We start from the raw sequence: 21,462 nt of genomic DNA, 5'->3' as shown, positions 1-21,462 counted from the left end.
TTTGCATTGACCTCGGAGGGGAGCCTCGGCGATGCCCAGGGCAGAATTGAAGCCAGGTCGGCAAGTCCAAGAGATCGGCGCAGCGATCGTAGGGGCCTGGCTCAAGCTTTTGCCGGCCTCGTCACGTATCTTGTCCATGGATTCAACAGATCCCCTAACAATTACCATTGATCGGCAGATTTTCGCCGTCGGTGATACTATCAGACTTCGGCCGGAAGCAGGCCGTGCCATCGGCAACATCAGGGTCCGGACCGCCGCCGCCGGAACAGCGCCACATTCGCAGACGCTGACGATAGAAGATCTGAATGGTCAGCCCATAAAATACGAGGATGACCCTCTCGACGGGGGCGACGCGATCCCGAATGCTGCCGCCTATGCGGACCTGAAGCGTGATCTCAAATTGGTGCTGGAAGACATCGTGGAAACGGGAGTGTCTGTCGAAGTTCACGTGGACGAACCGAACTTGATCAACGTGGTGGTGCCCCAGGTGCCGAGGGGGGTCCTGACCCGCAGCGATCTGATCGATTATCTCCACGACTATCACAAATACGCCCAGGGCAGGCACTACCATGACGAGCTCGCCACGGCCGTGCTCTTCGGCTGCAGGTAGTCGCCAGTCCCTACTCGGGCAATCCCGCTTCCCGCATACCGTTGAGCAGCGTGTTACGGTCTCCGTCCAGCTTGTAGGGTTCCTTGGTGGCGAACCGCCGCCCGGAGAACTCCGGTGCGCCACGCAGAACCAGAAACGTGTAGCTCTTCGCCTCTTGGCTTCGGCCAAGCAGGGCGTTCGCTGCAGCCAGATAGACCTTAACCCAGGTCGGCATGGTGGACGAGCGGCCCAGATCGACAACTGCCTTATCCGGACGGTGGGCAATGAAATGGGCAACACCGCGGAACGGCCAATACCATGAAGGCTCGTACAGGGGATCGAGCACTCGCGCCCGTTCGAACCAGTCCAAGGCACTTTGGGGCTCGCCGGCAAATGTTTGATAAGTCCCTTGATAGGAGACCTGCTCGGGATCGTGCGGATTGAGTTCGAGCGCGCGTGTGTATAGCTGAGATGCGACGTCGAAATCACGACGGTGGAGGAGCACCCAGCCCAGTATGTTCAGGCAGACTGGATCATTGGGGGAAAGCGCCACCGCTTTTTTGGCGATGTCATAAGCCTCGGCAAGCACCGCATCCGACGGCCCCATGTCGCGAAACCATTCAAGCTGCTTATAGTGGGCGAGCTTGGCGTACGCGCGCCCGTAGGATGGATCGAGCTCGATCGCTCGCTGATACCACTGTCGAGCCTCCATTTCGGCCGCGATGTCGCCCAGGGGCAGGGCATTGCCCCGGAGCACGCACTCATAGGCCGCGAGATTGGCAGGTGGTTTACGCCGCGCCTTCTCGGCGCCTGCGGCCGTAAGACGGCCGATAACGGTCCCGACGATCTTCCCGATCAGTTCGTCCTGGACATCGAAGATGTCCTGCTCGTCCCCGTCGTAGCGCTCGGCCCACAAGCACTCACCCGAGGTTGCGTCGACCAGCTCGCATGTAATGCGCATTCGCCGGCCCATGCGGCGGATGCCGCCTTCGATGACGAAATCCACGCCGTTATCCGCGACCAGGTCCACATCCTTGAGCCGCGTCGACGTATAATGGGACGCAACCGTAAGCTGAGTAAAGCGCGTCAGTTCCGTGACGATGTCTTCGGTGAAGCCGCCACTGAAATAGGGTTGGACGTCGCCCGCGCTCTTGAACGGGCGAACGAGGATGGAGGGCTTGCTCGGACCAGCCACCTGCGCAGTCGATGCAGGTGGCAGCCCTTTGGGCTTTTGGAATAACGAGTATACGGGAATCGGGCGTGGAATGTTCTTGAGATGCTGTTCGCCGCAATATTCAAACGGAAGATTAAATTTGTCGCGAACTTCGTCGTGTACCTTTCCGGAAAGGCAGATACCGCCCGGGCTGGCGAACTGTTCCAGGCGCGCGGCTATGTTGACGGTATCTCCAAACACATCGCCATCGGTATCGACAATAATATCACCGAAGTTGATCCCAATCCGGAGAAAAATTTCCTGGCTGGCCTTCCCCGAAGACTGGCCGACAAGCAGTTCCTGGACTTCCACTGCTGACTGCACGGCTCCGAAAGCGCTTGGAAACTCGGCGAGCATCCCGTCTCCGGTCGTTCTCACAACCCGTCCCCGGTGCTGCGTGATCCTAGGCTCTATTTCGTCCTGCATGAGATGTTTGACGAGCGCGAAGGTGCGCTCTTCGTCGCGGGCCATCAGCGACGAGTAACCGACCATGTCAGCAGCCAGGATAGCCGTCAGACGTCGCTGAAGATTGCTGTCGCCCGCGTTCATTATCTCCCTCGGCGGGTTATATTTATGTTCGACGTCGGCTTGACGATATCAAAGCGTCTCGCAGGAGTTTGCATCATACTCCAGTGCGTGTCAGCGTGCGAATGAGCAATTGGTGCCGATACTGTAGAGGATTGAACATGTGAGGGCCGTGCTTGGGTGAGGGGTCCATATTGCCGGAGCGGCGGGCGTCCGAGGCAGGGGCCGGCGGGTCAAGCCTGGTTTACGGCCCCATCGTGATCACCGATCCCACGCTCAGATGCCCGATCACGGTCGCGGTCGGTCCCGTCCGAGGGGCCAGACCTTCTCGTTTTGTGTCAGGGTGGGGCAACACCACCCAGGAGGCGGTAACCGCCTGCGGGTATGAGGCCGATGAAACCTATTTCGCCCAGATGATCCCTCATGAGCGACTCTCACGCGCCCGCGCCGGCGAATTGCGCGGGCGCGTGATCGAGCCGCCTGCACTCACACTTTTCAGTGATGCGCAGTATTGCGAGCGGCTGCATTGGAACAAAAACGTCGATGATAGCCGCGCGGTCCCGATCCGCTGGCGCAGGTCGCAGCCGCTGGACTGGATCCGGAGCGATCCGCGCTTCAGCACGAGCGAGGCCTGGGTGCCTGCGGGATTGTGCTTTCTCGGGTATCCCAACGATGAGTCATCAGGTCTGCCCCCGGCGGACTCCAATGGTCTTGCGAGGGGATCGAGCATAGAGGACGCGGTCGTGCGCGGCTTCTGCGAAGTCGTGGAGCGCGATGCAACAGCCATTTGGTGGTACAATCGGCTGGTTCTGCCTCGGATAGACCTGACTTCGCTGTCGGATGGACTGGCGTCCCAGTACGCCGATTGGCTGCTGACGCAGAACCGCGAATTGCGGCTTCTGCTCCTGACGCTTGACCTGCCCATCCCCATTGTCGCTGCAATTTCTCATCACGTTGGGGGTGGCGCGATTGCGTTCGGATTCGCGGCCGGACGATCCATGTCGGAGGCGGCCCGGCGCGCGGTGGGGGAACTTGCAGAATGTGAGGCGAACCTTACCCTGCTCAAACGGAATGCCGATACGTCCGGCACGGCGGCCTTCACCCCCGGCGCGCTGCACCTCTATCGGTGGCACATGGACGAGAACATTCATCGCCTTCCTCACCTTTCCGGCAATTCAGCAGTTCAGGCCTCGTCGGCCGAGTTGCGACTGGATTGGAACTATTGCCTCGACATCTGCCACGAGCAGGAACTTGAGATCTTCGCGGTCAACCTGACGCACAACGCCGAATCGCCTGTTGCACGAGTGTTTGTACCTGGACTTCGTCCTACCAAGCCCCGGTTGGGCGGCGGCAGGCTCTATGATGTTCCTGTGCGCCTAGGTTTGAAGCCATCAGTTTCCCAGGCCATCAACGAGGTTCCCTTTCCATTGTGATTCGTATGGTCGCGGGCATGCCCACCCCGGAGTGCCCGCTTTTCACATACGACATCAAGCGCCGGCCTTTTCGACCGTCAGCCCTTTCGCCGGCGCATCAGCGCCTCGAGCTCGGCGTCGCCGCCTTCCGGCAGCATCAGCCGCACGTGTGCGTGGAGGTCGCCGTGACCGCCGGCTATCCATGGTACGCAGGAAATTGTCGCGCGTCGTCTCGACATAGCGGCCGGTCAGCTCGTCCTTGTCGGAAAAGGCGATAGCGTGGACGAGGAAATCGAGCTTGCCCCAATGGCTGGCGATGTCGGCGAACACCGCATCGAGGCTGGCCGGGTCGGTCACATCACAATGGCCGGCGACATGCGCGCCCAGTTCCGCCGCGAGCGGCTCGACACGCCTCACTTCTGAACTCGTCGCGGCTATGCTTGGGCCTGGTTCGCGTTGCCAGGTGGACGGAGGGCTCCGCTGACAGGGCCGTCAGCGACCTTGTCCTGGATCTGGTGGTTCGATCGATCCTGAATTTCGAAGTGGTCGACGTCGTGGATTTTCAAGCGCAGGGACCGCTGACCCAAGCGCCTGACACTGCGCTACCAGACTGGCTGTTGCAAACCAGGGCAACGGTGGTGGGCGACAGAGTGGGCCTGACATTTGCATTAATTGCGCCCGGTGACAGCCGGCTCTTGTGGTCGCATACGGATTTTCTCGAGCCGGCCGACCTGACTGGCCCGGCGAGCCTGAAGCTGATGTCGTTGGTCAATCAGATCGTGTTTTCGATCCTCGAATTCGTTCTCGATCCTAAGTCCATCCGCGACGAGCCCCGACACCGGGCGTCTCGGCTTGCATTGACAGCGCTGCGACAGGTATTCCGCATGCGCGATACGGACCTGGATTCGGCGGAGCGCATGCTCGCCGAAGCATATGAGCTAGACCCGCGTAGCACGTATCTGGGGTGGCAGCTGTTTGTGTTTGTCACCCGCTTTGGCGAGAGACGGGTCGGCCGCTCGGGCACCTTTCACGATCAGGTTCGGGAATGCGCCAGTCGCGCCGTCGAAGTGGCCCCCTTCAATCCTATCACCCTGGCGTTGGCCGCTCATGCCCATTCGTTCGTTTTTCGTGAATACGCACAGGCACTGGAACTCGCCGATCGAGCGATAGCCGCTAACCCGCTGCAAGCCATTTGCTGGGACATGCGTGCCTTGACGCTCGGCTACCTCGGCGAGGTAAAGCGTGGCTATGAGGATGCGATACACACGCGCGCTGGGCGGACCGCCCCTGTATCGCTACTGCATCGATGCCACGTGATGCATTTTGGCAACTTTGAACGCCGAAGAGCCACGCGGGTCGAAATCTGGTTCCAGTACGAAGCCCGCATCGGCAAGAAGAACGACTTGGTCCGGCAATGGGCGAGGCGCGCCACGCGTTGGCCCTTGGACCAACGCTGCGAGAGCACCAAACTGTTCGCCGCAATCTGTCCGGCGCACCACTTGCTGCTGCTCGATCGCGCCGGCTGGCACGCCACTTCCATGTTCGATGTGCACAAAAACCGCATCTTCGACAGCTACGACGCCACCATCAATGCCGCTGCGACGCCTGGGTCAGGCTCCTCGCTCGACCCCGGACTGTCACACCATCGGAATTCACGACGGGGCTCACGTCGTCATTCTTCGCGACTGTTGGTATTGCCCAATTGCAACCGTTCAAATCGCCGGCAGACAGCACGTCATTACATCCCTCTACTATCCATTCTTGACAAGAAGGAGTAAGAGAAACACAAGCGAGACCTTGACAGCTGTACGACGTAGTGCAAGCGTGCGGCTGCAACGTTTTTGAAGCATAAGGGAAGGGCCAGGTTATGAAGATTGTAATCTCGAGTAGTGTTCCCTCTTTGACGAGCAAGGGTACTCGTTATGGGCAAGTTGGAGGCCGCAAATCCGGCTGCCGTAAAACCCGCTAGTCTCAAGTGTTGTATGAACCCCAGGTGGTCGACATAGATTGCCGACCACTTGGTTTATGGTCCCCTGTGAGGATCGACGATGGGCCAAGTTGAATTCTATCGAGTTTGGCCCGAAGCTCCGTTTCCCGCGCAACCTTCAATAACAATCAACGGGGAGATACCAGCAAGGGCACACCAATTTTGCGAACCCTACTTAGTCGCTAACTCTGTTGGATGGCTGCTTTATCCGCCGACTGACTTTAATTTGATATGGGATGGCGCCCAAACACTGATCCAGTTTGAGGGTGAAGATACTTGGGTAGTTGTTGATCATATTTTCTTGCCTGGTTTTGCAGATTTGTGGTTGAAGTATTTCCCTGATAGGCTTAGTATTGCTATGCCAGTTTTTATTGAGGCTTTTCCTGAGCGGGGAATACTGCAGATTTGGACTGGTTATTTTTGCCGCACCGAACCGGGCGATAGCTTGTGGATCCGTTCGCCGATCAATCAAACCTCCTCAAACGCATTTCGCATTGTTGAGGGCATCGTAGAAACTGACTGGTGGGCTGGCCCCCTCTTCACAAATATCGAGATTGTGAAGGCGGACTTTCCTATTGCTTTTCGTAGGCATTGCCCGATTCTGCAAATCGTCCCGTTTCCGAAGACATACCATCAGATGCGACGGAACGACGTTGTACGGGTTTCAGATATCGACAATGGATTCCCAGCTTCGTACCTAGACTCCATGGAACAGACCTTCAGGCGAAGAAATTCCGAGAACCCAGGTTCGTACCGCCGCATGACGCGTGGGCGAGGCTCCGTGACATAATTTGCACTGTCGATAGCTGGCTGGCGGACATAGATGCGGAGCAGATCTCCACAAGCAATTGGCTGCCTGTGTTTGGGAATCTTCCTATTCTCGATTCAGGACTTGGTTCTAAAATTCTTGTCCGGAACTTATCCGGTCACGCAAGCTATGACGATCCGGGCGGTAGTCGCCTTGCCCATCCTGTCTTTCCTTGTGTGGGCGTCGACTGGAACGACGTCGCTGCGCTCACCGAGAATGATCTTGCTCATAGTTCGCGCGGTAACCGCCTTCGGGGCATATCTTTGCTACTACATGGCGGTCGCCGCGCTGCCGCTGGCAGACGCCGTTGCATTGTCCTTCGTCGCGCCGCTGATGATCGCCGGTTTGGCCATCCTGGTGCTCGGCGAGAGCCTTACTTGGCCAACTCTTGCTGCCCTTGTCGCTGGCCTTGTCGGTGTCGTCATCATACTTCGCCCAGGCGAAGCTCTTTTCGAATGGGCCGCGCTGCTGATGCTACTATCAGCGGGCCTCTACAGCACTGCCCAAGTGCTGGCTCGCAAGCTCGGCGACAGCGATAGCGCGCAGGTAATAACGTTCTACCAGAACCTCGCCTTCATTCTCATAGCCCCGTTGTTGGCAATACTATTCCGCGTAGGCGATTTCAGCCACAGAAACCACCCGAGCCTTGACTTCCTCACTCGGCCATGGACGGTTCCCAGTTTACGCGACTTTCTCCTAATGGCGGCATGTGGGGTTATCTTCTCAGTGGGGATGACGCTAATATCCCAAGCTTACCGGCTCGCGCGAGCCGCTAGGGTGTCGGTGTTCGAATATAGCGCCATTCTTTGGGCGCCGCTCTGGGGTTTTGTATTCTTCTCTGAGGTGCCGCACATTACCACCGTCGTGGGCGCCGCGATTATTTGCGGGGCCGGCCTCCTCACTGTCCGCAGAACATAGTCCGATCCCTGTAATATATTGGAGATCCATGACAATGTCCCACAGGTTGAGTACGCCCCGCGGCGCCGGCCTTTTCGACCGTCAGCCCTTTCGCCGGCGCATCAGCGCCTCGAGCTCGGCGTCGCCGCCTTCCGGCAGCATCAGCCGCACGTGTGCGTAGAGATCGCCGTGACCGCTGGCCTTTTCCGGCAGGCCCCTGCCCTTCAGCCGCAGAACCTTGTCCGAGCTCGACCAAGGGGGAACATTGACCGCAATCCTGCCGGTCGGGGTTTCGACCGCCACCTTGGCGCCATGCACCGCATCGGCCAGTTCCACCGGCAGGTCGACATGCAGGTCGCGGCCCTCGACGCGGTAGCGCGGGTGCCGGCGGAAACGGATTTTAACCAGCGCATCGCCCGGCTGCCCCGGTCCTTGCTCACCCTGGCCTTTCAACCGGATGGTCTGGCCGTCCTCGACATAGGCCGGCAACTTGACCGCCATCTTGCGGCCGTCGGGGAACATCGCCGTCACCTTCTCGGCGGTGGCGGCTTCCTCGATGGTGACGTCCAGCGTCACGTTGAGATCTGCGGCGGTCGGGGCCTGACGGCGGCCGCCGGTGCCGGCGCCGCGCTGCTGGGTGAAAGCATCGCCGAAGATCTGGCTGAAGATGTCGCTGTTGCCGTCGAACGGATCGCCGCCGGGACGCCCCGTGCGGAATTCGAAATGCGCGCCGCCCGGCCCTTGCTGCCGGCGGAAACCGGCGAAAGGATCGGCGCCGCCAGCCGCGCCTTCGAAACCCTGGAAACGCTGTTTGCCATCGGCGTCGATCTCGCCGCGATCGAATGCCGCCCGGTTCTTCTCGTCGCCGACGATCTCGTAAGCCTGGTTGGCGGCGGCAAAACGGTCCTTCGCCTTGGGATCATCCGGATTCTGGTCCGGATGATACTTCTTGGCGAGCTTCCGGTATGCGGATTTTATGTCCTTGGCCGATGCGTTCTTGGCAACGCCCAGCACCTCATAGGGGTCGCGCATGCTTACTGCCCTGGAGAAGGAGTGAGTCCATAATCGCCTCCTATATGCGCTCGCATAGGAAGGAATTCCAGTGGCTTACCGCCATGTCGCCGGCGGAAAATCAGAGCGCCTTGAAGTCCTGTATGCGCCAGATGCTGCCGCCGGCCAGGCATATTTCGCCTTTGAACAGCGCAACGCCGTCGAAGCTTTCGCGCGATGCGGTGAAGCGACGACATGTCTCGCCGTTAGCCCTGAATTCCGCAAGCTCGGTGATGGAGCCGCGCGAGCCGGTGTCGGCATTCGCCCAGGGAACGGCCTGCCCGGCCAGTTGCTCGACGTCGGCGGAGGACACGGCATTGCGGATCGTGGCCTGATCGGAGGCGCGGTCCTGATCGAGCGGCGTGACTGAGGCCGGCGTGCTCGAGGTCAGTATCGAGCGGTCGACCTCCGCCTGCTCCAGGCTGAAGCCGCCGCCACAGGCGACAAGCGGCAGGATGATTGTCACGATCATGGCTTTGGCGCTGGCCGAAGCAATAACGCTCCATTGCCCACTGTCAAAAGCTTGCGCGATACGCGACAATCGGCAATCTCCCCAGCCGGCGACAAATTTGGGAAAACTATGAGCGAAACCGGGTTAACAAGCGGTGACTTTACCGAGGCGGCGGAGCCGTTCCGGCTCTTTGCGGCGTGGCTCGACGACGCGACGAAGAGCGAGATCAACGACCCCAACAGCGTGGCGCTGGCGACCGTTGATGCCGAAGGCATGCCGAATGTCCGTATGGTGCTGCTTAAGGGCTTCGACGAGGGCGGCTTTGTCTTCTACACGAACTTCGAGAGCGCCAAGGGCCGTGAGATTCTTGGCAGCATGAAAGCGGCGATGTGCTTCCACTGGAAATCGCTGCGCCGGCAGGTGCGAGCGCGCGGCCCGGTGGAGATCGTCACCGACGCCGAAGCCGACGCCTATTACGCGACGCGTCCGCGCGGCAGCCGCATCGGCGCCTGGGCCTCCAAACAGTCGCGGCCGCTGGAGAGCCGCTTCGCGCTGGAAAAGGCGGTCGCCGAATACACGGCGCGCCATGCGATCGGCGACATCCCGCGGCCAAAACACTGGTCAGGCTTCCGCATCGTGCCGCAGACCATCGAGTTCTGGCACGACCGTCCGTTCCGGCTGCACGACCGTGTCGTGTTTTCGCGCAATGTCGAGGGCGGCTGGGACAAGGTGAGGCTTTATCCGTAGGGCACGACGGTGGAGCGCCGATCTCTCCCCTTGTGGGGACATGCCCGGCAGGGCAGAGGGGGGGCGCTTCGCGCCAGCCTGTCAATTGATCGAAATCGCGCCCTTGCGCCCGTTCTCAGTGGCTCGCAGGCTGAACCAAAGGGTAGTGCTCTACGGCGCCCCCATCTGTCCTGCCGGACATCTCCCCCACAAGGGTGTTTGGACCGGAGACATCGCGAACAGGTGTGCGAGGACATCGCGAACAGTTTTGCGCGTTTTGCGCGAGGGGGTTCGGGATGCCATTCGGGGACAACAGCGCGATGAAACAGAAACTGGAATTCGTCATGTTGGCGAGCGCGGCGGGGGCGAATGTGAGCGCGTTGTGTCGTCGCTTCGGGATCGGCCGAACGTTGGCTCACAAGTTGCTCGCGCGCTATCGAGCGGAAGGCGAAGCCGGGCTTGTGGAGCGCTCGCGCCAGCCGCGCTCGAGCCCACGGCGCAGCGCCCCGGAGGTCGAAGCGGCGGCGCTTTCGGTGCGCACGGCGCATCCGGCGTGGGGCGGGCGCAAGATCGCGCGGGTGCTTTCGCGCCAGGGGCTTGGCCATCCGGCCGCTTCGACGGTGACGGGCATCCTGCGCCGCAACGGCGTCGAGCTGGGTGCGCTCGGTGGCGGCGCCAAAGCGTTCATCCGCTTCGAGCATGCCGCACCCAACGACCTGTGGCAGATGGACTTCAAGGGCCATGTGCCGTTGCGCGCCGGCCGGCTGCATCCGCTGACCGTGCTCGACAATCATTCGCGGTTCTCGCTGGTGCTGGAAGCTTGCCCCGACCAGACTACCCAAACCGTGCAAACGCGCCTGATCGCGGCCTTCCGGCGCTACGGTCTGCCGTGGCGCATCGCCACCGACAATGGCCCGCCATGGGGCGATGGTGGCCGCAACAACTTCACGCTGCTCACCGTCTGGCTGATCGAAACCAGCGTCGCCGTCAGCCACTCCAGGCCTTGCCATCCGCAGACGCTGGGCAAGGACGAGCGCTTCCATCGCTCGCTCAAGGCCGAGGCGCTGCAGGGGCCACCCTTCGCCGATCTCGCCAAGGCTCAGGATGCCTTCGATCGCTGGCGCCATGTCTACAACGTCCAGCGTCCCCACGACGCGCTGGACGGCGGCGTGCCGCTCGACCGCTACCGGGCTTCGCAGCGTCAGTATCGCGAAACGGTCGAGCCGTTCGAATACGCCAAGGACGATCTTATCCGACGCGTTCAGCAGCATGGCTTCGTCTCTATTCTCGGCCGCAAAATGCGCCTGTGCAGAGCCTTCGCCGGAAAATCCGTTGCCTTCCGTCCGACCGCCAAGGACGGCCTCTTCGACGCCTGGTTCAGGCACCAGAAAATAGAAACCATCGACCTCAACGCAAGCAAAAGATAAGGTGGGAAACTGTTCGCGATGTCCTCGCACACCTGTTCGCGATGTCCCCGGTCCAAACAGGGTGGAGATCGGCAGCTTCCGCACCGGCGCCCATTTTTCAGCCCTTCTTCCTGGTCATGAAGGCGGCCAAGGCCGGGCCGCTTCTGCCGGATTTCCAATTCCCATTATCACGATCTCGTGTGCGTGAAACGTTCCAGCTTGCAGGAACGAACCAGGAAAGGGCTCAACGCGCCGCTGGCGCAAATTCAGGAGGAAGCAATGCATTCACTCAGGTTGGTCACGATGGCCGGTCTTGCCTGCCTTTTCGCTTGGCAAGCCTTTGCGGAGGACGCGATGGGGACAATGACGGTGATGAAGGGTGGGGAGGTCATGGCGATCATGCCCGATGGGCATATGGGCACCATGATGCCCGACGCGAAGATGAGCGCCGAAATGATGAAAATGGCGAAACCGATCAAGCATTGCATGATGTTGATGACCGACGCCAAAGGCAAGACATTCATGATCGACACGTCTTCGGCAAAGGCCCAGGCCGAATGTAAAAAAATGGCGATGTGACAAAGAGATCATGGCAAGAAAACCCGCCGGTTGCTGCCGGCGGGTCCACGATGCGAGACAAGGCCAGAAGGTCTAGGCCTTCTTCCTGGTCATGAAGGCCGTCAAGGCTGCGCGGGCCTCGTCGGATTTGAGCCGCTCGCGGAAATGCTGGCTTTCCTGGCCGATGCGCTCGACAAGGGCGTCGCGCGAGCCGCGCATCAGGTCGCGCGCGATCTTCAGCGCTTGCGGCGGCTTGACGGCGATCTGGCCCGCCGCCGCCAATACCGATGCTTCGAGTTCCCTCTCCTCGACCACCTCGTAGATCAGCCCGGCGGCCTTCGCCCTCTCGGCCGAAAAGCCCTCGCCGAGGCCAAGCAGCGCGAAGGCGCCTTGGCGGCCGAGGATCTGCGGCGCGAGCAGGCTCGAACCGGCCTCCGGCACAAGGCCGAGATCGACGAAGGGCGTCCGGAATATTGTGCGCGGCGTGGCGAAGGTCAGGTCGCAATGCAGGTTGAGCGTGGTGCCGATACCGACCGCAACGCCGTCGACGCCGGAAACCATCGGCTTTTCCACCTTGGCCAGCGCCATCAGGAAATCCCAGACCTCGGTACCGCCTTCGCCGCCCGCGGCGAAGACCATGAAATCGGCAAGGTCGTTACCGGACGAGAAGGCACCGGGCACGCCGAGAAAGACATGGACGCGGATCGCCGGATCCGCGTCGCCGCCGGCAAGAGCCGCCGACATCGTCGCGTACATGGCGCGGGTCAAGGCGTTCTTCTTGTCCGGACGGTTGATGCGGATGATCTGGATGGCGCCCTGGCGTTCGACGAGGATGTGGTCTGTCACGGATTGGTCCTTTGTGAATTTCGGGCCTTTGTGAATATCGGCGCGTGCGAACGTCAGGCTTAAATCAGCGCCTTGCCGGCAACGGCAAGGCTGTCGGCGCCGCCGACGACGCGCTCCTTCAGCGCGCCCACTTCGCCAAGCAGGTTCTCGGCGAAGAACCGGCAAAGCGCGATGCGGTTTTGGTCGGCAAGCGCGCCGCGCGCCAGATAGGCGCCGCCTGCGGCAAGCGAGATCAGCCTGAGATAGGGTGTGGCGCCGGCCAGCGCCTCGTCCGATCGGCCTTCGGCTTGCAGGTCTTGCAGGAATCGGCTCGCCTGTGACAGGTCGTCGAGCGCCTGGTCAAGGCGATCGGCGGTGCGGCCGAAGCCTTCAAGGTTCGACGCTCGCACCGCATCGGCGACGGCCTTGAGTTCGGCGATGTAGCCATGCACATGCCGGCCGCCGCCGAGCGGCAGCTTGCGTGTCACCAGATCGATCGCCTGGATGCCATTGGTGCCTTCGTAAATGGGCGCGATGCGCGCGTCGCGATAAAGTGCTGCGGCGCCTGTCTCCTCGATGAACCCCATGCCGCCATGCACCTGCAGCCCAAGCGAGGCGACCTCGACGCCGACATCGGTCGAAAAGGCCTTGGCCAGCGGCGTCAACAGATTGGCGCGCTCCTGCCAGTGCTTTGCATCTTCGCTCTGTGACGCGAGATCGATGGCGTGGGCGCAGGAATAGCAGATGGCACGGGCAATCTGGGTCAGCGCTTTCATGGTCAGAAGACTACGCTGGATGTCGGGGTGATGCACGATCGGCGCCATGCCGGCACCGCGATAGCTCGCCGCTTTGCCTTGCCGGCGGTCGTTTGCATAGGCGAGCGCCTTCTGCGTCGCCGCCTCGGCGACCGCGACGCCCTGCATGCCGACGGCAAGGCGCGCATTGTTCATCATGGTGAACATGCAGGCGAGGCCCTTGTTCTCCTCGCCGACCAGCCAGCCGATCGCGCCGGGCGTAGCACCTTCGAAGCCATCGCCATAGATCATGGTGCAGGTCGGCGAAGCGTGGATGCCCAGTTTGTGCTCCAGCCCGGAGCAGAAGACGTCGTTGCGTGCGCCCAGCGCGCCATCGTCGCTGACGAGGAATTTCGGCACCAGGAACAAAGACAAGCCGCGCGTACCGGCCGGCGCGTCCGGCAGCCGCGCCAGCACCAGATGGATGATGTTGTCCGTGAAATCGTGCTCGCCATAGGTGATGAATATCTTTTGCCCGAAGATGCGGTAGGTGCCGTCGCCGGCCGGTTCGGCGCGGGTTCGCAAGGCATTCAGGTCCGATCCTGCCTGCGGCTCGGTCAGGTTCATGGTGCCCATCCATTCGCCGGAGACCAGTTTTTCCAGATATTTGGCCTTGAGCGCCTGCGAGCCATGCTTGTCGAGTGCTTCGACCGCGGCCATGGTCAGCGTCGGGGCGATGCCGAACGCCATCGAGGCGGAGTTCCACATTTCGAGCGCGGCGACGCCGAGCATGGCCGGCAGCGCCTGGCCGCCATACGCTTCCGGCGCGGAAAGCGCATTCCAGCCGCCGCCGATCCAGCGGGGATAAAGTTCCTTCCAGCCGGGCGGGGTAGTGACGGCAGCGCCGTTGAGCACCGCGCCGTGCTGGTCGCCGACCGTGTAGAGCGGCGCCACCTCCTCGCTGGCGAAGCGGCCGGCCTCGGCCAGAATGGCGTCGACAAGGTCCTCGCCGAGTTCGCCAAAGGTGCCGGCATCGAGCGCCGGCTTCAAGCCGGCGACATGTTTCAGGGTGAAGGCGATTTCCTCGACCGGTGCCCGATACATGGCGCTCGCTCCTCCTTAGTCCGGCCCTCTCCAGTCTGGCCCTCCCCAGTCTGGCAGGTCTACTTAAGACCTGTGCCGATGCAAAATCATCTGCTTTCGGAGTTCCCTGTCCATCTTCTTTTTACGTAAACGTCAAACTTTGTCACGCGGATTTTGCAATTGCTGGCTCGTATGCAAAATTACTTAGAGCCGCGCATCAGGGATGACGATAATGCCAAACCAACAGACCCGCACCGCCCGTCTCGAAGCCCGTATTTCGCCGGATATGCTGGACGTGGTGAAACGTGCCGCCGAAATCCAGGGCCGCAGCGTCAGCGACTTCGTGGTCGCCGCCGCTCAAGAGGCGGCGCAGCGTACTATCGAGAACACCACTATCATGCGTATTTCCGTCGAGGATCAGCGCGCCATGATGGAGGCGATTCTCAATCCGCCCGAGCCCAATGAAGCACTGCGCAAAACCGCCGACGCCCACAAACGGCTTGTCGTCGAATCCCGGTGAATTTCACCATCATCATCGAACCGCTCGGCGGATCGCATGATCGCAAGGCGTTCAGCTGCGGGGTGTCGGCGCTCGACCGCTATATACGGGAGCAAGCCAGCCAGGATGTCAAACGCCGAGTCGGCAACTGCTTCGTTGCCGTGGATCGCGATGTCGGCGCGATCGCCGGATATTACACTTTGGCGGCGTCGAGCATACCGATCGCGTCCTTGCCTGACGAACAGACAAAACATCTGCCACGCTACCCGGTTCTGCCCGCGATATTGGTCGGCAGGCTGGCCGTCGATGCCCGATACCAGCGGCGGCGGGTCGGGTCGGCGCTGATCGTGGATGCGCTACGACGTAGCGTTAGCGCTGCCCCAGCAGCCTTCCCGTTGATTGTCGATGCCAAGGGTGACCAGGCGGTCGCGTATTATCGCAGGCATGGCTTCACCTCGTTTCAGAGCCGCCCGCTATCACTGTTCCTGCCCATAGCAACAGCGTTGAAGCTATTTGGCTGACAATCGCAACCATCGCCTTGCTCTTGAGGAGCACCAAGGATCGCTTCGCCAGCGCTCCAACTCGCCCACTCGGCACCCGAAGCATTTCCTTAACCATGGCGGTTCAGGATTTGGCTTTGGCCAGCAAGGATGTGCTGTTTGAAAACGCCGGCGCGCCCCCTTGTCCGCTCAGCGCTTCTCCTCGTCGCGGCCGCGATGACCCTGGCGCTGACGCCGGCAAAGGCCTCGGATTTCTCCGAACCTTGGAAGGATGCCGACCGGGCGCTGGTCGTCGACGCCTACGAATACAATTCCATCGACTGGACCCGGCTAGCCGCCGACAAGCGTCTTGTCGGCTTCATCAACAAGGCATCCGACGGAATGCCGCCACCATATTTCTGTTTCGGCGACGAGACCGAGACGCGGCTGTGCAAGACGCTTTGGAAGCGCCATGCCATGGCACAGGAACTGTTCCAGACGCGCAAGGTGGTGGCCAAGGCGCTGGGCCTGAAATGGGGTGCCTATCATCTCGCCCGCCCCGGCAACCCCGTGGGACAGGCCAATAATTTCATCAATTTCGTGAAACCCGGGCCGGATGACCTGCTTGCCCTCGACATCGAGGACGATGACCCCACCCAATGGATGTCGCTCGAGGATGCCGAGGAATTCGTGCGCCATGTGCATCGTCGGGTTGGCCGCTTTCCAGTGCTCTACACCAACGGCACGACAGCCAGGCATATCGCCGACAACAAGTATAAATACCCGCTCCTGTCCCGGCTGCCGCTGTGGTATGCGCGCTACAAGCCAGACATCGGCGTGCATTTTCCGATGGGCAACTGGCAGGGTTATGCGCTCTGGCAGTTTTCGGCGCGAGCAAACTGCGGCCGGTTCCGCTGCCCTTACAGGGTCGCGGGCACACCCAACGATATCGACGTCAGCGTCGCGCCGATGAACGCCACGGAATTGCGCGCGCAGTGGCCGTTCGGCGGCCTGATCGACGTGCAGCCGGATTATCTCACCTCGATACCGGTGCCGCTCTCACGCGAGGCGGGGCTCGCCGGCGGCACCATCACTTACGCCAGCGTGACGCCAGCAAGCTTCGAGGAGATGGTCGCGGTATTCAGGGCGCGCCTGGCCAGGTTCAGCAGCGGCTTTCAAATGCCTGCGGCGAAGGCGGCGCCGGGCCTTCCGCGCGGGATTGCCGAATATGTCGCCTGGACGCGAAACGAAAAGCGTGCGGCATCGGTGCCAGGATTTGTCTCCACCGCCGACGCGGTCAGCAGCGTCTCGACTGAATTCGACCACGGCTTGCGCTGAGGCCGAAGGCCGCCCGAAGCATCAGTTCGCCTGCTCGCGCGCCACCGCCAGCCAGCCAATGTCGCGGCGGCAAAAGCCTTGCGGCCAGTCGATCCGGTCGAGCGCGGCGTAGGCCTTCTTCTGCGCCTCGCCGACGGTGCTGCCGGTCGCCGTGATGTTGAGCACGCGGCCGCCATTGGCGACGAGTGCGCCGCCGTTGATGGCGGTGCCGGCGTGAAAGATCTCGACGCCGTCGCCTGCCGCCGCCTCGACGCCGCGGATGACCGAGCCCTTTTCAGGCGTGCCGGGATAGCCCCTGGCTGCCATCACCACGGTGAGCGCCGCCTCATCGCGCCAGCGCACCGAAGTATGCGCCAGCTGGCCGTCGGCGGCGGCGTTGAGCAGGACGAGCAGATCGTCCTTCAGCCGCATCATCAGCACCTGGCATTCCGGGTCGCCGAAACGGGTATTGTATTCGATCAGCTTCGGCCCGCTGTCAGTGATCATCAGCCCGGCGAACAGCACGCCGGAAAACGGCGCGCCTGTTTCAGCCATGCCGCGCATGGTCGGCTCGACGATCTCGCGCATCGTTCGGTCGATCATTTCCGGCGTCATCACCGGCGCCGGCGAATAGGCGCCCATGCCGCCGGTGTTGGGGCCGGTGTCGCCGTCACTGAGGCGCTTGTGGTCCTGCGCGGTACCGAAGGGCAGCGCCGTGGTGCCGTCGCACAGGCAGAAGAAGCTTGCTTCTTCACCGACGAGAAACTCCTCGACCACCACTTCCGCCCCGGCCTGGCCGAAGGAGCCGTCGAAACAGGCCTCGAGCGCGGCCAGCGCCTCGTCAAGCGTCATGGCGACGGTGACGCCCTTGCCGGCAGCGAGGCCGTCGGCCTTGATGACGATCGGCGCACCCGTCTTCTCGACATAGGTCCTGGCCGAAGCCAGATCGTCGAAGCGGCCATAGGCGGCGGTCGGGATGCCATATCTGGCGCAGAGGTCCTTGGTGAAACCTTTCGAGCCTTCCAGCCGTGCCGCTGCCTTTGACGGTCCGAAGACGCGGATGCCCTCGGCGCGCAGGTCGTCGGCAATGCCGGCGACCAGCGGCCCTTCCGGCCCGACCACGACGAGGCCTATTTCATTCTCGCGGCAGAACCGGGCCACCGCCGTGTGATCGGCAGTATCGAGCCTCACCAGTTCGGCTTCGTGGCCGATGCCCGGATTGCCGGGCGCCGCGTAGAGTTTGGTCAGCAGCGGCGACGCCGCGATCTTCCAGGCCAGCGCATGCTCTCGTCCGCCAGAGCCGATCAGCAAAACACGCATGCCCAGATTCCTCGTCATTCCAAGACCAGGACTGCGCTATTGCGCCGCGCGCGACGGGTCAAGACATTTGGCTGCCGAAGCGCCGATTGCGCGTGGCGAGCGTGCGGGGCTGCTTGACGCTTGACGGCATTCGCCTCTGCTGCCACTCCAGCAAAATGGAAACCCTCCAGTCGAAAGCGGCCCAGGGCCGCGTCGCCGATGCGCCGAGCGGCCACTGGGTCTATCGCGTGCTGCCGCGGCGGTTGTGGCCCTATGCGCAGCTTGCCCGGTGGGACCGGCCGATCGGCTGGCAATTGCTGCTGTGGCCATGCTGGTGGTCGGCTGCGCTTGCCGCGAGCGCCTATCCGCGTCCGACGGACCCGCTTCTCTCTCTGCTGCCGTCGCCTTGGTATCTGCTGCTGTTTTTTCTTGGCGCGTTCGCCATGCGCGGCGCCGGCTGCACCTACAATGATTTGGTCGACGAGGACATCGACAACCAGGTGGAACGCACGCGCTCGCGGCCGCTGCCGGCCGGCAAGGTCACGCGCCGGCAGGCTTGGATGTTTGTTGTCGTGCAGGCACTGGTCGGCCTTGCCGTGCTTTTGCAGTTCAACAGCTTCGCCGTCTTGCTCGGCATCGGTTCGCTGGTCATCGTCGCCGTCTACCCGTTCATGAAGCGGTACACCAATTGGCCGCAACTCGTTCTAGGCCTTGCCTTTTCCTGGGGAGCGCTGATGGGATGGGCGGTCGAGTTCGGCGATCTCGATGGGCCGGCAATCATGCTTTATATCGGCTCGATCCTGTGGGTGATCGGCTACGACACGATCTATGCGCATCAGGACAAGGAAGACGACGCCATCGTCGGCGTGCGCTCGACGGCGCGCCTGTTCGGCGACAACACCAAGGCCTGGCTGGCCGGGCTTTATGGCGGAGCGCTGGTTTGCTTCGCCATTGCCTTCGCCTCGGCGCAGGCACCGGTGCCTGCACTGGCCGGGCTGATCGCCGCCGGCGCGCATATGGCGCGGCAGATCGCCGTGCTCGACATCGACGACCCGGACCAGTGCCTGAGGCTGTTCAGATCGAACAACCAGGTCGGCTGGCTGATCTTCCTCGGCCTGATCGGCGGCGCGGGCTGGGTGGCGCTGAAGCCGCTGGTTTAAGAGCCAGCGGTATCGATTCGGCAGCTGCGGAATCGACCTTTCTCCAACTGCTTATGCCGCCCCTCATCGCCCTGCCGGGCACTTCTCCCCGTATAGTGACGGGGAGAAGCACGCCTTCGCAACGGATTTCGCCAATCTCAAGCGTTTGCAGAAAGAGTGCCGAAATTGCGGCCAGTGTCCCTTCTCACCGTCACTATACGGGGAGAAGGTGGCGGCAGCCGGATGAGGGGCAGCGCCAACTTGCAAGCTGATTTCAATCTACTCCCGCGAAATAAGCTCCTCGCCGCCGATGACCAGCCTGAGGCCGAGGTCGCCGGCGCGGCGGCGGGCGAGAAAGCGCGGGCGGCGCATGGTCGAGACGCGACCCTTGCGGCGGTCCTGCGCCGGCAGCGCCTTGATGGCGGCGCCGAGCGATTCCTCCAGCGTGCGGGCAATGCCGTCGGCCTCGATCAGCAGCATCGGCAGGCGGTAGGCGTCGGCCCAGGCGCGCCAGTCGGCGGCGACGTCGTCGAGATCGTCGGCGACCAGCAGCGGCACCGACAGCGTCGGGTCATTGTGCAGAAGCTCAAGCGTCACTGTGACATTGCCATCCGGATCCTCCATGGCGCGGGCGGCGACGCCGCGAAACGCGTTGGCGGGCAGAGCGATGATCGCCGGCACGCCGCTCATCTCCAGCGTGCGGCGGATAACCGCGCCGCGCTGGTCGATGGTGAAGGTGACGTCGCCATAGTCGTCGCGCGTGGCGTAGCTCACCACTTGCGGCAGGCGGAATGGGTCGAGGCGCATATTGCGCCCGGCCCAGACTGGCTTCAGTCCAGTGTTCATATCGTGCCTTTCCTGTTTCTCCTGAGAGCCGGTGTTTCCGGTTCTCCGGGCCGGTTTTCCCAGCCTCGTTTGTGGAGAAACATTAGCGCGGGCTTCTTATCCTCGCGCTTAAGAAAGTCGGTTAAATTTTGCTGATCCGGGGCGGATGGTTATCGGAATGCCAACCGGCGCAGGCCGGCGAAAGGATCAGATAACCTTACCCGGATTCATGATGCCGGCCGGATCGAAGGCGGCCTTCACCCTGCGCATCAGCTCGATCGCCATCGGCGGCGCCGTCGCGATCAATTCGTCCCGCTTCAACTGGCCGATGCCGTGCTCGGCCGAGATCGAGCCATGAAACGCGCGCACGACGTCGTGCACGGCCTTGTTCATGACGTGGTAAAGGCCGAGAAACGCCTCGTCATCGCCGTCGGCCGGCCGGGAGATGTTATAGTGCAGGTTCCCGTCGCCCATGTGGCCGAAGCAGACGACGCGCGCGCCGGGACTGACCGATTGCACGGCGACGGCGGCCTTTTCAATGAAGGGCGGGATTGACGCCACCGGCACCGAGACGTCGTGCTTGATCGAAGCACCTTCCGGTTTCTGCGCCTCGGGCAGCACCTCGCGGAAATTCCAGAACGCATCGCCCTGGGCCATGCTTGCCGCGATCACCGCATCGCCGACGATGCCTTGCTCGAGGCCTGCCTCCAGCACCTCCTCGATCAGCGCCCTTGCGTCGTCGGCCGAACGGCCCGACGAGATCTGCATCAGCACATACCACGGCCAATCGCCGGCAAGCGGCCGCACCACGCCTTGTGCGTGGGCAAGCGTGAAGTCGTAGGGCCTCTGGCCGATCAGCTCGAAGGCGGTGAGCGCTGCCCCTGCACGGTCCATCGCCAGGCTGAACAGCGACAATGCCGCCTCCGGCGATGACAGGCCGGCAAACGCCACCTCGCGCCCCTTGGGCTTGGGGAACAGCTTGAGCACGGCGGCGGTAATGATGCCGAGCGTACCCTCGGCGCCGACGAACAGGTTCTTCAGATCGTAACCGGTATTGTCCTTTTTCAGCTTGCGCAGATCGTCGAACACTTCGCCGGTCGGCAGCACCACTTCGACGCCGAGGCAGAGCTCGCGCGCATTGCCGTAGGCAAGCACGCCGGTGCCGCCGGCGTTGGACGAGAGATTGCCGCCGACCTGGCAGGAGCCTTGCGCGGCAAGCGACAGCGGAAACAGCCGGTCGGCGGCATCGGCCGCTTCCTGCAGCGTCTGCAGGATGACGCCGGTTTCGACCGTCACCGTGTTGGACAGCGTATCGATCTCGCGGATGCGGTTCAGCCGCGACAGCGACAGCACGATCTCGCGGCCGGATGCGTCCGGCACCTGCGCGCCGACCAGCCCGGTGTTGCCGCTTTGCGGCACAATGGGCGTGCCAGTTTCGGTCGCCAGCCGCATGATGCTGCTGACCTCCTCGACGCTCCCCGGCCTCAGCACCAAAGCCGTCCTGCCGTGCCAAAGTCCGCGCCGCTCGGTGAGGTAAGGCGCGATGTCCTGCTGGTCGCGCAGCGCATATTTGTCGCCGACGATTGCCGCAAAGCGCGCGACGACGGCGGGGTCGAGATCGGGGGAAATGTCGTTCATGG

20 protein-coding genes and 1 pseudogene are annotated in these 21,462 nt (G+C 62.2%); 12 read left to right on the top strand and 9 right to left on the bottom strand.

Annotated elements, in window-relative coordinates; all coding sequences use genetic code 11:
• The first annotated feature begins 31 nt into the window (after positions 1 to 31).
• Entirely contained in the window at positions 32 to 610 is a 579-nt protein-coding gene (locus NKI47_RS20830) for a hypothetical protein (protein ID WP_352593319.1), read from the top strand.
• A 10-nt stretch (positions 611 to 620) separates the two neighbouring features.
• Here NKI47_RS20830 and NKI47_RS20825 read toward each other — a convergent pair whose 3' ends face one another.
• On the bottom strand, positions 621 to 2,351 hold the full coding sequence (locus NKI47_RS20825) for an adenylate/guanylate cyclase domain-containing protein (protein ID WP_352593316.1): 1,731 nt from the start codon (positions 2,349 to 2,351) through the stop codon (positions 621 to 623).
• Between the two features lie 233 nt (positions 2,352 to 2,584).
• Between NKI47_RS20825 and NKI47_RS20820 the strand changes: the two genes are divergently transcribed.
• Positions 2,585 to 3,760, top strand: a complete 1,176-nt coding sequence (locus NKI47_RS20820; RefSeq protein WP_352593313.1) for a YcaO-like family protein — start codon at positions 2,585 to 2,587, stop codon at positions 3,758 to 3,760.
• A 177-nt stretch (positions 3,761 to 3,937) separates the two neighbouring features.
• On the opposite strand, the pseudogene NKI47_RS20810 reads toward NKI47_RS20820, so the two are convergent.
• A pseudogene (locus NKI47_RS20810) lies at positions 3,938 to 4,153 on the bottom strand (SDR family oxidoreductase); the annotation flags it as partial.
• Positions 4,154 to 4,254: 101 nt separating this feature from the next.
• Between NKI47_RS20810 and NKI47_RS35180 the strand changes: the two are divergent.
• The 3 genes from NKI47_RS35180 to NKI47_RS20795 all read left to right on the top strand — a co-directional run bounded on the left by NKI47_RS35180 (position 4,255) and on the right by NKI47_RS20795 (position 7,452).
• Positions 4,255 to 5,517, top strand: coding sequence for a tetratricopeptide repeat protein (locus NKI47_RS35180; protein WP_502898062.1), 1,263 nt, complete (start codon positions 4,255 to 4,257; stop codon positions 5,515 to 5,517).
• Positions 5,518 to 5,787: 270 nt separating this feature from the next.
• On the top strand, positions 5,788 to 6,516 hold the full coding sequence (locus NKI47_RS20800; protein ID WP_352593310.1) for a DUF6065 family protein: 729 nt from the start codon (positions 5,788 to 5,790) through the stop codon (positions 6,514 to 6,516).
• Between the two features lie 33 nt (positions 6,517 to 6,549).
• Complete coding sequence (locus NKI47_RS20795; RefSeq protein WP_352593308.1) at positions 6,550 to 7,452, top strand: DMT family transporter; 903 nt, start codon at positions 6,550 to 6,552, stop codon at positions 7,450 to 7,452.
• 81 nt (positions 7,453 to 7,533) lie between these two features.
• Here NKI47_RS20795 and NKI47_RS20790 read toward each other — a convergent pair whose 3' ends face one another.
• Positions 7,534 to 8,463, bottom strand: a complete 930-nt coding sequence (locus tag NKI47_RS20790) for a DnaJ C-terminal domain-containing protein (RefSeq protein WP_352593306.1) — start codon at positions 8,461 to 8,463, stop codon at positions 7,534 to 7,536.
• Positions 8,464 to 8,563: 100 nt separating this feature from the next.
• Positions 8,564 to 9,022 (bottom strand): RT0821/Lpp0805 family surface protein, encoded by a 459-nt coding sequence (locus NKI47_RS20785; RefSeq protein ID WP_352593303.1) that lies wholly within the window; start codon positions 9,020 to 9,022, stop codon positions 8,564 to 8,566.
• Positions 9,023 to 9,061: 39 nt separating this feature from the next.
• Between NKI47_RS20785 and pdxH the strand changes: the two genes are divergently transcribed.
• From pdxH to NKI47_RS20770, 3 genes are all read left to right on the top strand, one after another.
• Positions 9,062 to 9,679 carry a pyridoxamine 5'-phosphate oxidase gene (gene pdxH, locus NKI47_RS20780; protein ID WP_352593300.1) on the top strand — a complete coding sequence of 206 codons (618 nt, stop codon included), beginning with the start codon at positions 9,062 to 9,064 and terminating at the stop codon, positions 9,677 to 9,679.
• 275 nt (positions 9,680 to 9,954) lie between these two features.
• Positions 9,955 to 11,085 (top strand): IS481 family transposase, encoded by a 1,131-nt coding sequence (locus tag NKI47_RS20775; protein WP_502898061.1) that lies wholly within the window; start codon positions 9,955 to 9,957, stop codon positions 11,083 to 11,085.
• A gap of 282 nt (positions 11,086 to 11,367) precedes the next feature.
• The gene (locus tag NKI47_RS20770) at positions 11,368 to 11,643 is read left to right on the top strand and encodes a hypothetical protein (RefSeq protein ID WP_352593294.1); all 276 of its coding nucleotides are present in this window, start codon (positions 11,368 to 11,370) and stop codon (positions 11,641 to 11,643) included.
• A gap of 72 nt (positions 11,644 to 11,715) precedes the next feature.
• Here NKI47_RS20770 and NKI47_RS20765 read toward each other — a convergent pair whose 3' ends face one another.
• Together NKI47_RS20765 and NKI47_RS20760 are read right to left on the bottom strand one after the other, a co-directional pair.
• A complete protein-coding gene (locus NKI47_RS20765) occupies positions 11,716 to 12,468 on the bottom strand; it encodes a crotonase/enoyl-CoA hydratase family protein (RefSeq protein WP_352593291.1) in 753 nt (250 codons plus the stop codon).
• Between the two features lie 59 nt (positions 12,469 to 12,527).
• Entirely contained in the window at positions 12,528 to 14,285 is a 1,758-nt protein-coding gene (locus tag NKI47_RS20760; protein WP_352593289.1) for an acyl-CoA dehydrogenase family protein, read from the bottom strand.
• Positions 14,286 to 14,496: 211 nt separating this feature from the next.
• Between NKI47_RS20760 and NKI47_RS20755 the strand changes: the two genes are divergently transcribed.
• The 3 genes from NKI47_RS20755 (at position 14,497) to NKI47_RS20745 (ending at position 16,580) form a co-directional block, all read left to right on the top strand.
• Positions 14,497 to 14,784: a type II toxin-antitoxin system TacA family antitoxin gene (locus NKI47_RS20755; RefSeq protein ID WP_352593287.1), complete on the top strand. Its 288-nt coding sequence runs from the start codon at positions 14,497 to 14,499 to the stop codon at positions 14,782 to 14,784.
• On the top strand, positions 14,781 to 15,284 hold the full coding sequence (locus NKI47_RS20750) for a GNAT family N-acetyltransferase (protein ID WP_352593284.1): 504 nt from the start codon (positions 14,781 to 14,783) through the stop codon (positions 15,282 to 15,284). Before NKI47_RS20755 ends, NKI47_RS20750 begins: the two co-directional genes overlap by 4 nt.
• A gap of 195 nt (positions 15,285 to 15,479) precedes the next feature.
• Entirely contained in the window at positions 15,480 to 16,580 is a 1,101-nt protein-coding gene (locus NKI47_RS20745; RefSeq protein WP_352593424.1) for a glycoside hydrolase family 25 protein, read from the top strand.
• 21 nt (positions 16,581 to 16,601) lie between these two features.
• On the opposite strand, the gene purD is transcribed toward NKI47_RS20745, so the two are convergent.
• Complete coding sequence (purD, locus tag NKI47_RS20740) at positions 16,602 to 17,879, bottom strand: phosphoribosylamine--glycine ligase (protein ID WP_352593281.1); 1,278 nt, start codon at positions 17,877 to 17,879, stop codon at positions 16,602 to 16,604.
• 155 nt (positions 17,880 to 18,034) lie between these two features.
• Between purD and ubiA the strand changes: the two genes are divergently transcribed.
• Positions 18,035 to 19,018 (top strand): 4-hydroxybenzoate octaprenyltransferase, encoded by a 984-nt coding sequence (gene ubiA / locus NKI47_RS20735; RefSeq protein WP_352593279.1) that lies wholly within the window; start codon positions 18,035 to 18,037, stop codon positions 19,016 to 19,018.
• 258 nt (positions 19,019 to 19,276) lie between these two features.
• Here ubiA and NKI47_RS20730 read toward each other — a convergent pair whose 3' ends face one another.
• Together NKI47_RS20730 and NKI47_RS20725 are read right to left on the bottom strand one after the other, a co-directional pair.
• The gene (locus NKI47_RS20730) at positions 19,277 to 19,843 is read right to left on the bottom strand and encodes a DUF6101 family protein (protein WP_352593276.1); all 567 of its coding nucleotides are present in this window, start codon (positions 19,841 to 19,843) and stop codon (positions 19,277 to 19,279) included.
• Positions 19,844 to 20,029: 186 nt separating this feature from the next.
• Positions 20,030 to 21,460, bottom strand: a complete 1,431-nt coding sequence (locus NKI47_RS20725; RefSeq protein WP_352593273.1) for an FAD-binding oxidoreductase — start codon at positions 21,458 to 21,460, stop codon at positions 20,030 to 20,032.
• Between the last annotated feature and the right edge of the window lie 2 nt (positions 21,461 to 21,462).

This window comes from Mesorhizobium sp. M0633 (genome assembly GCF_040320645.1).
Lineage (GTDB): Bacteria > Pseudomonadota > Alphaproteobacteria > Rhizobiales > Rhizobiaceae > Mesorhizobium.
This window is presented reverse-complemented; position numbering and strand designations above follow the sequence as displayed.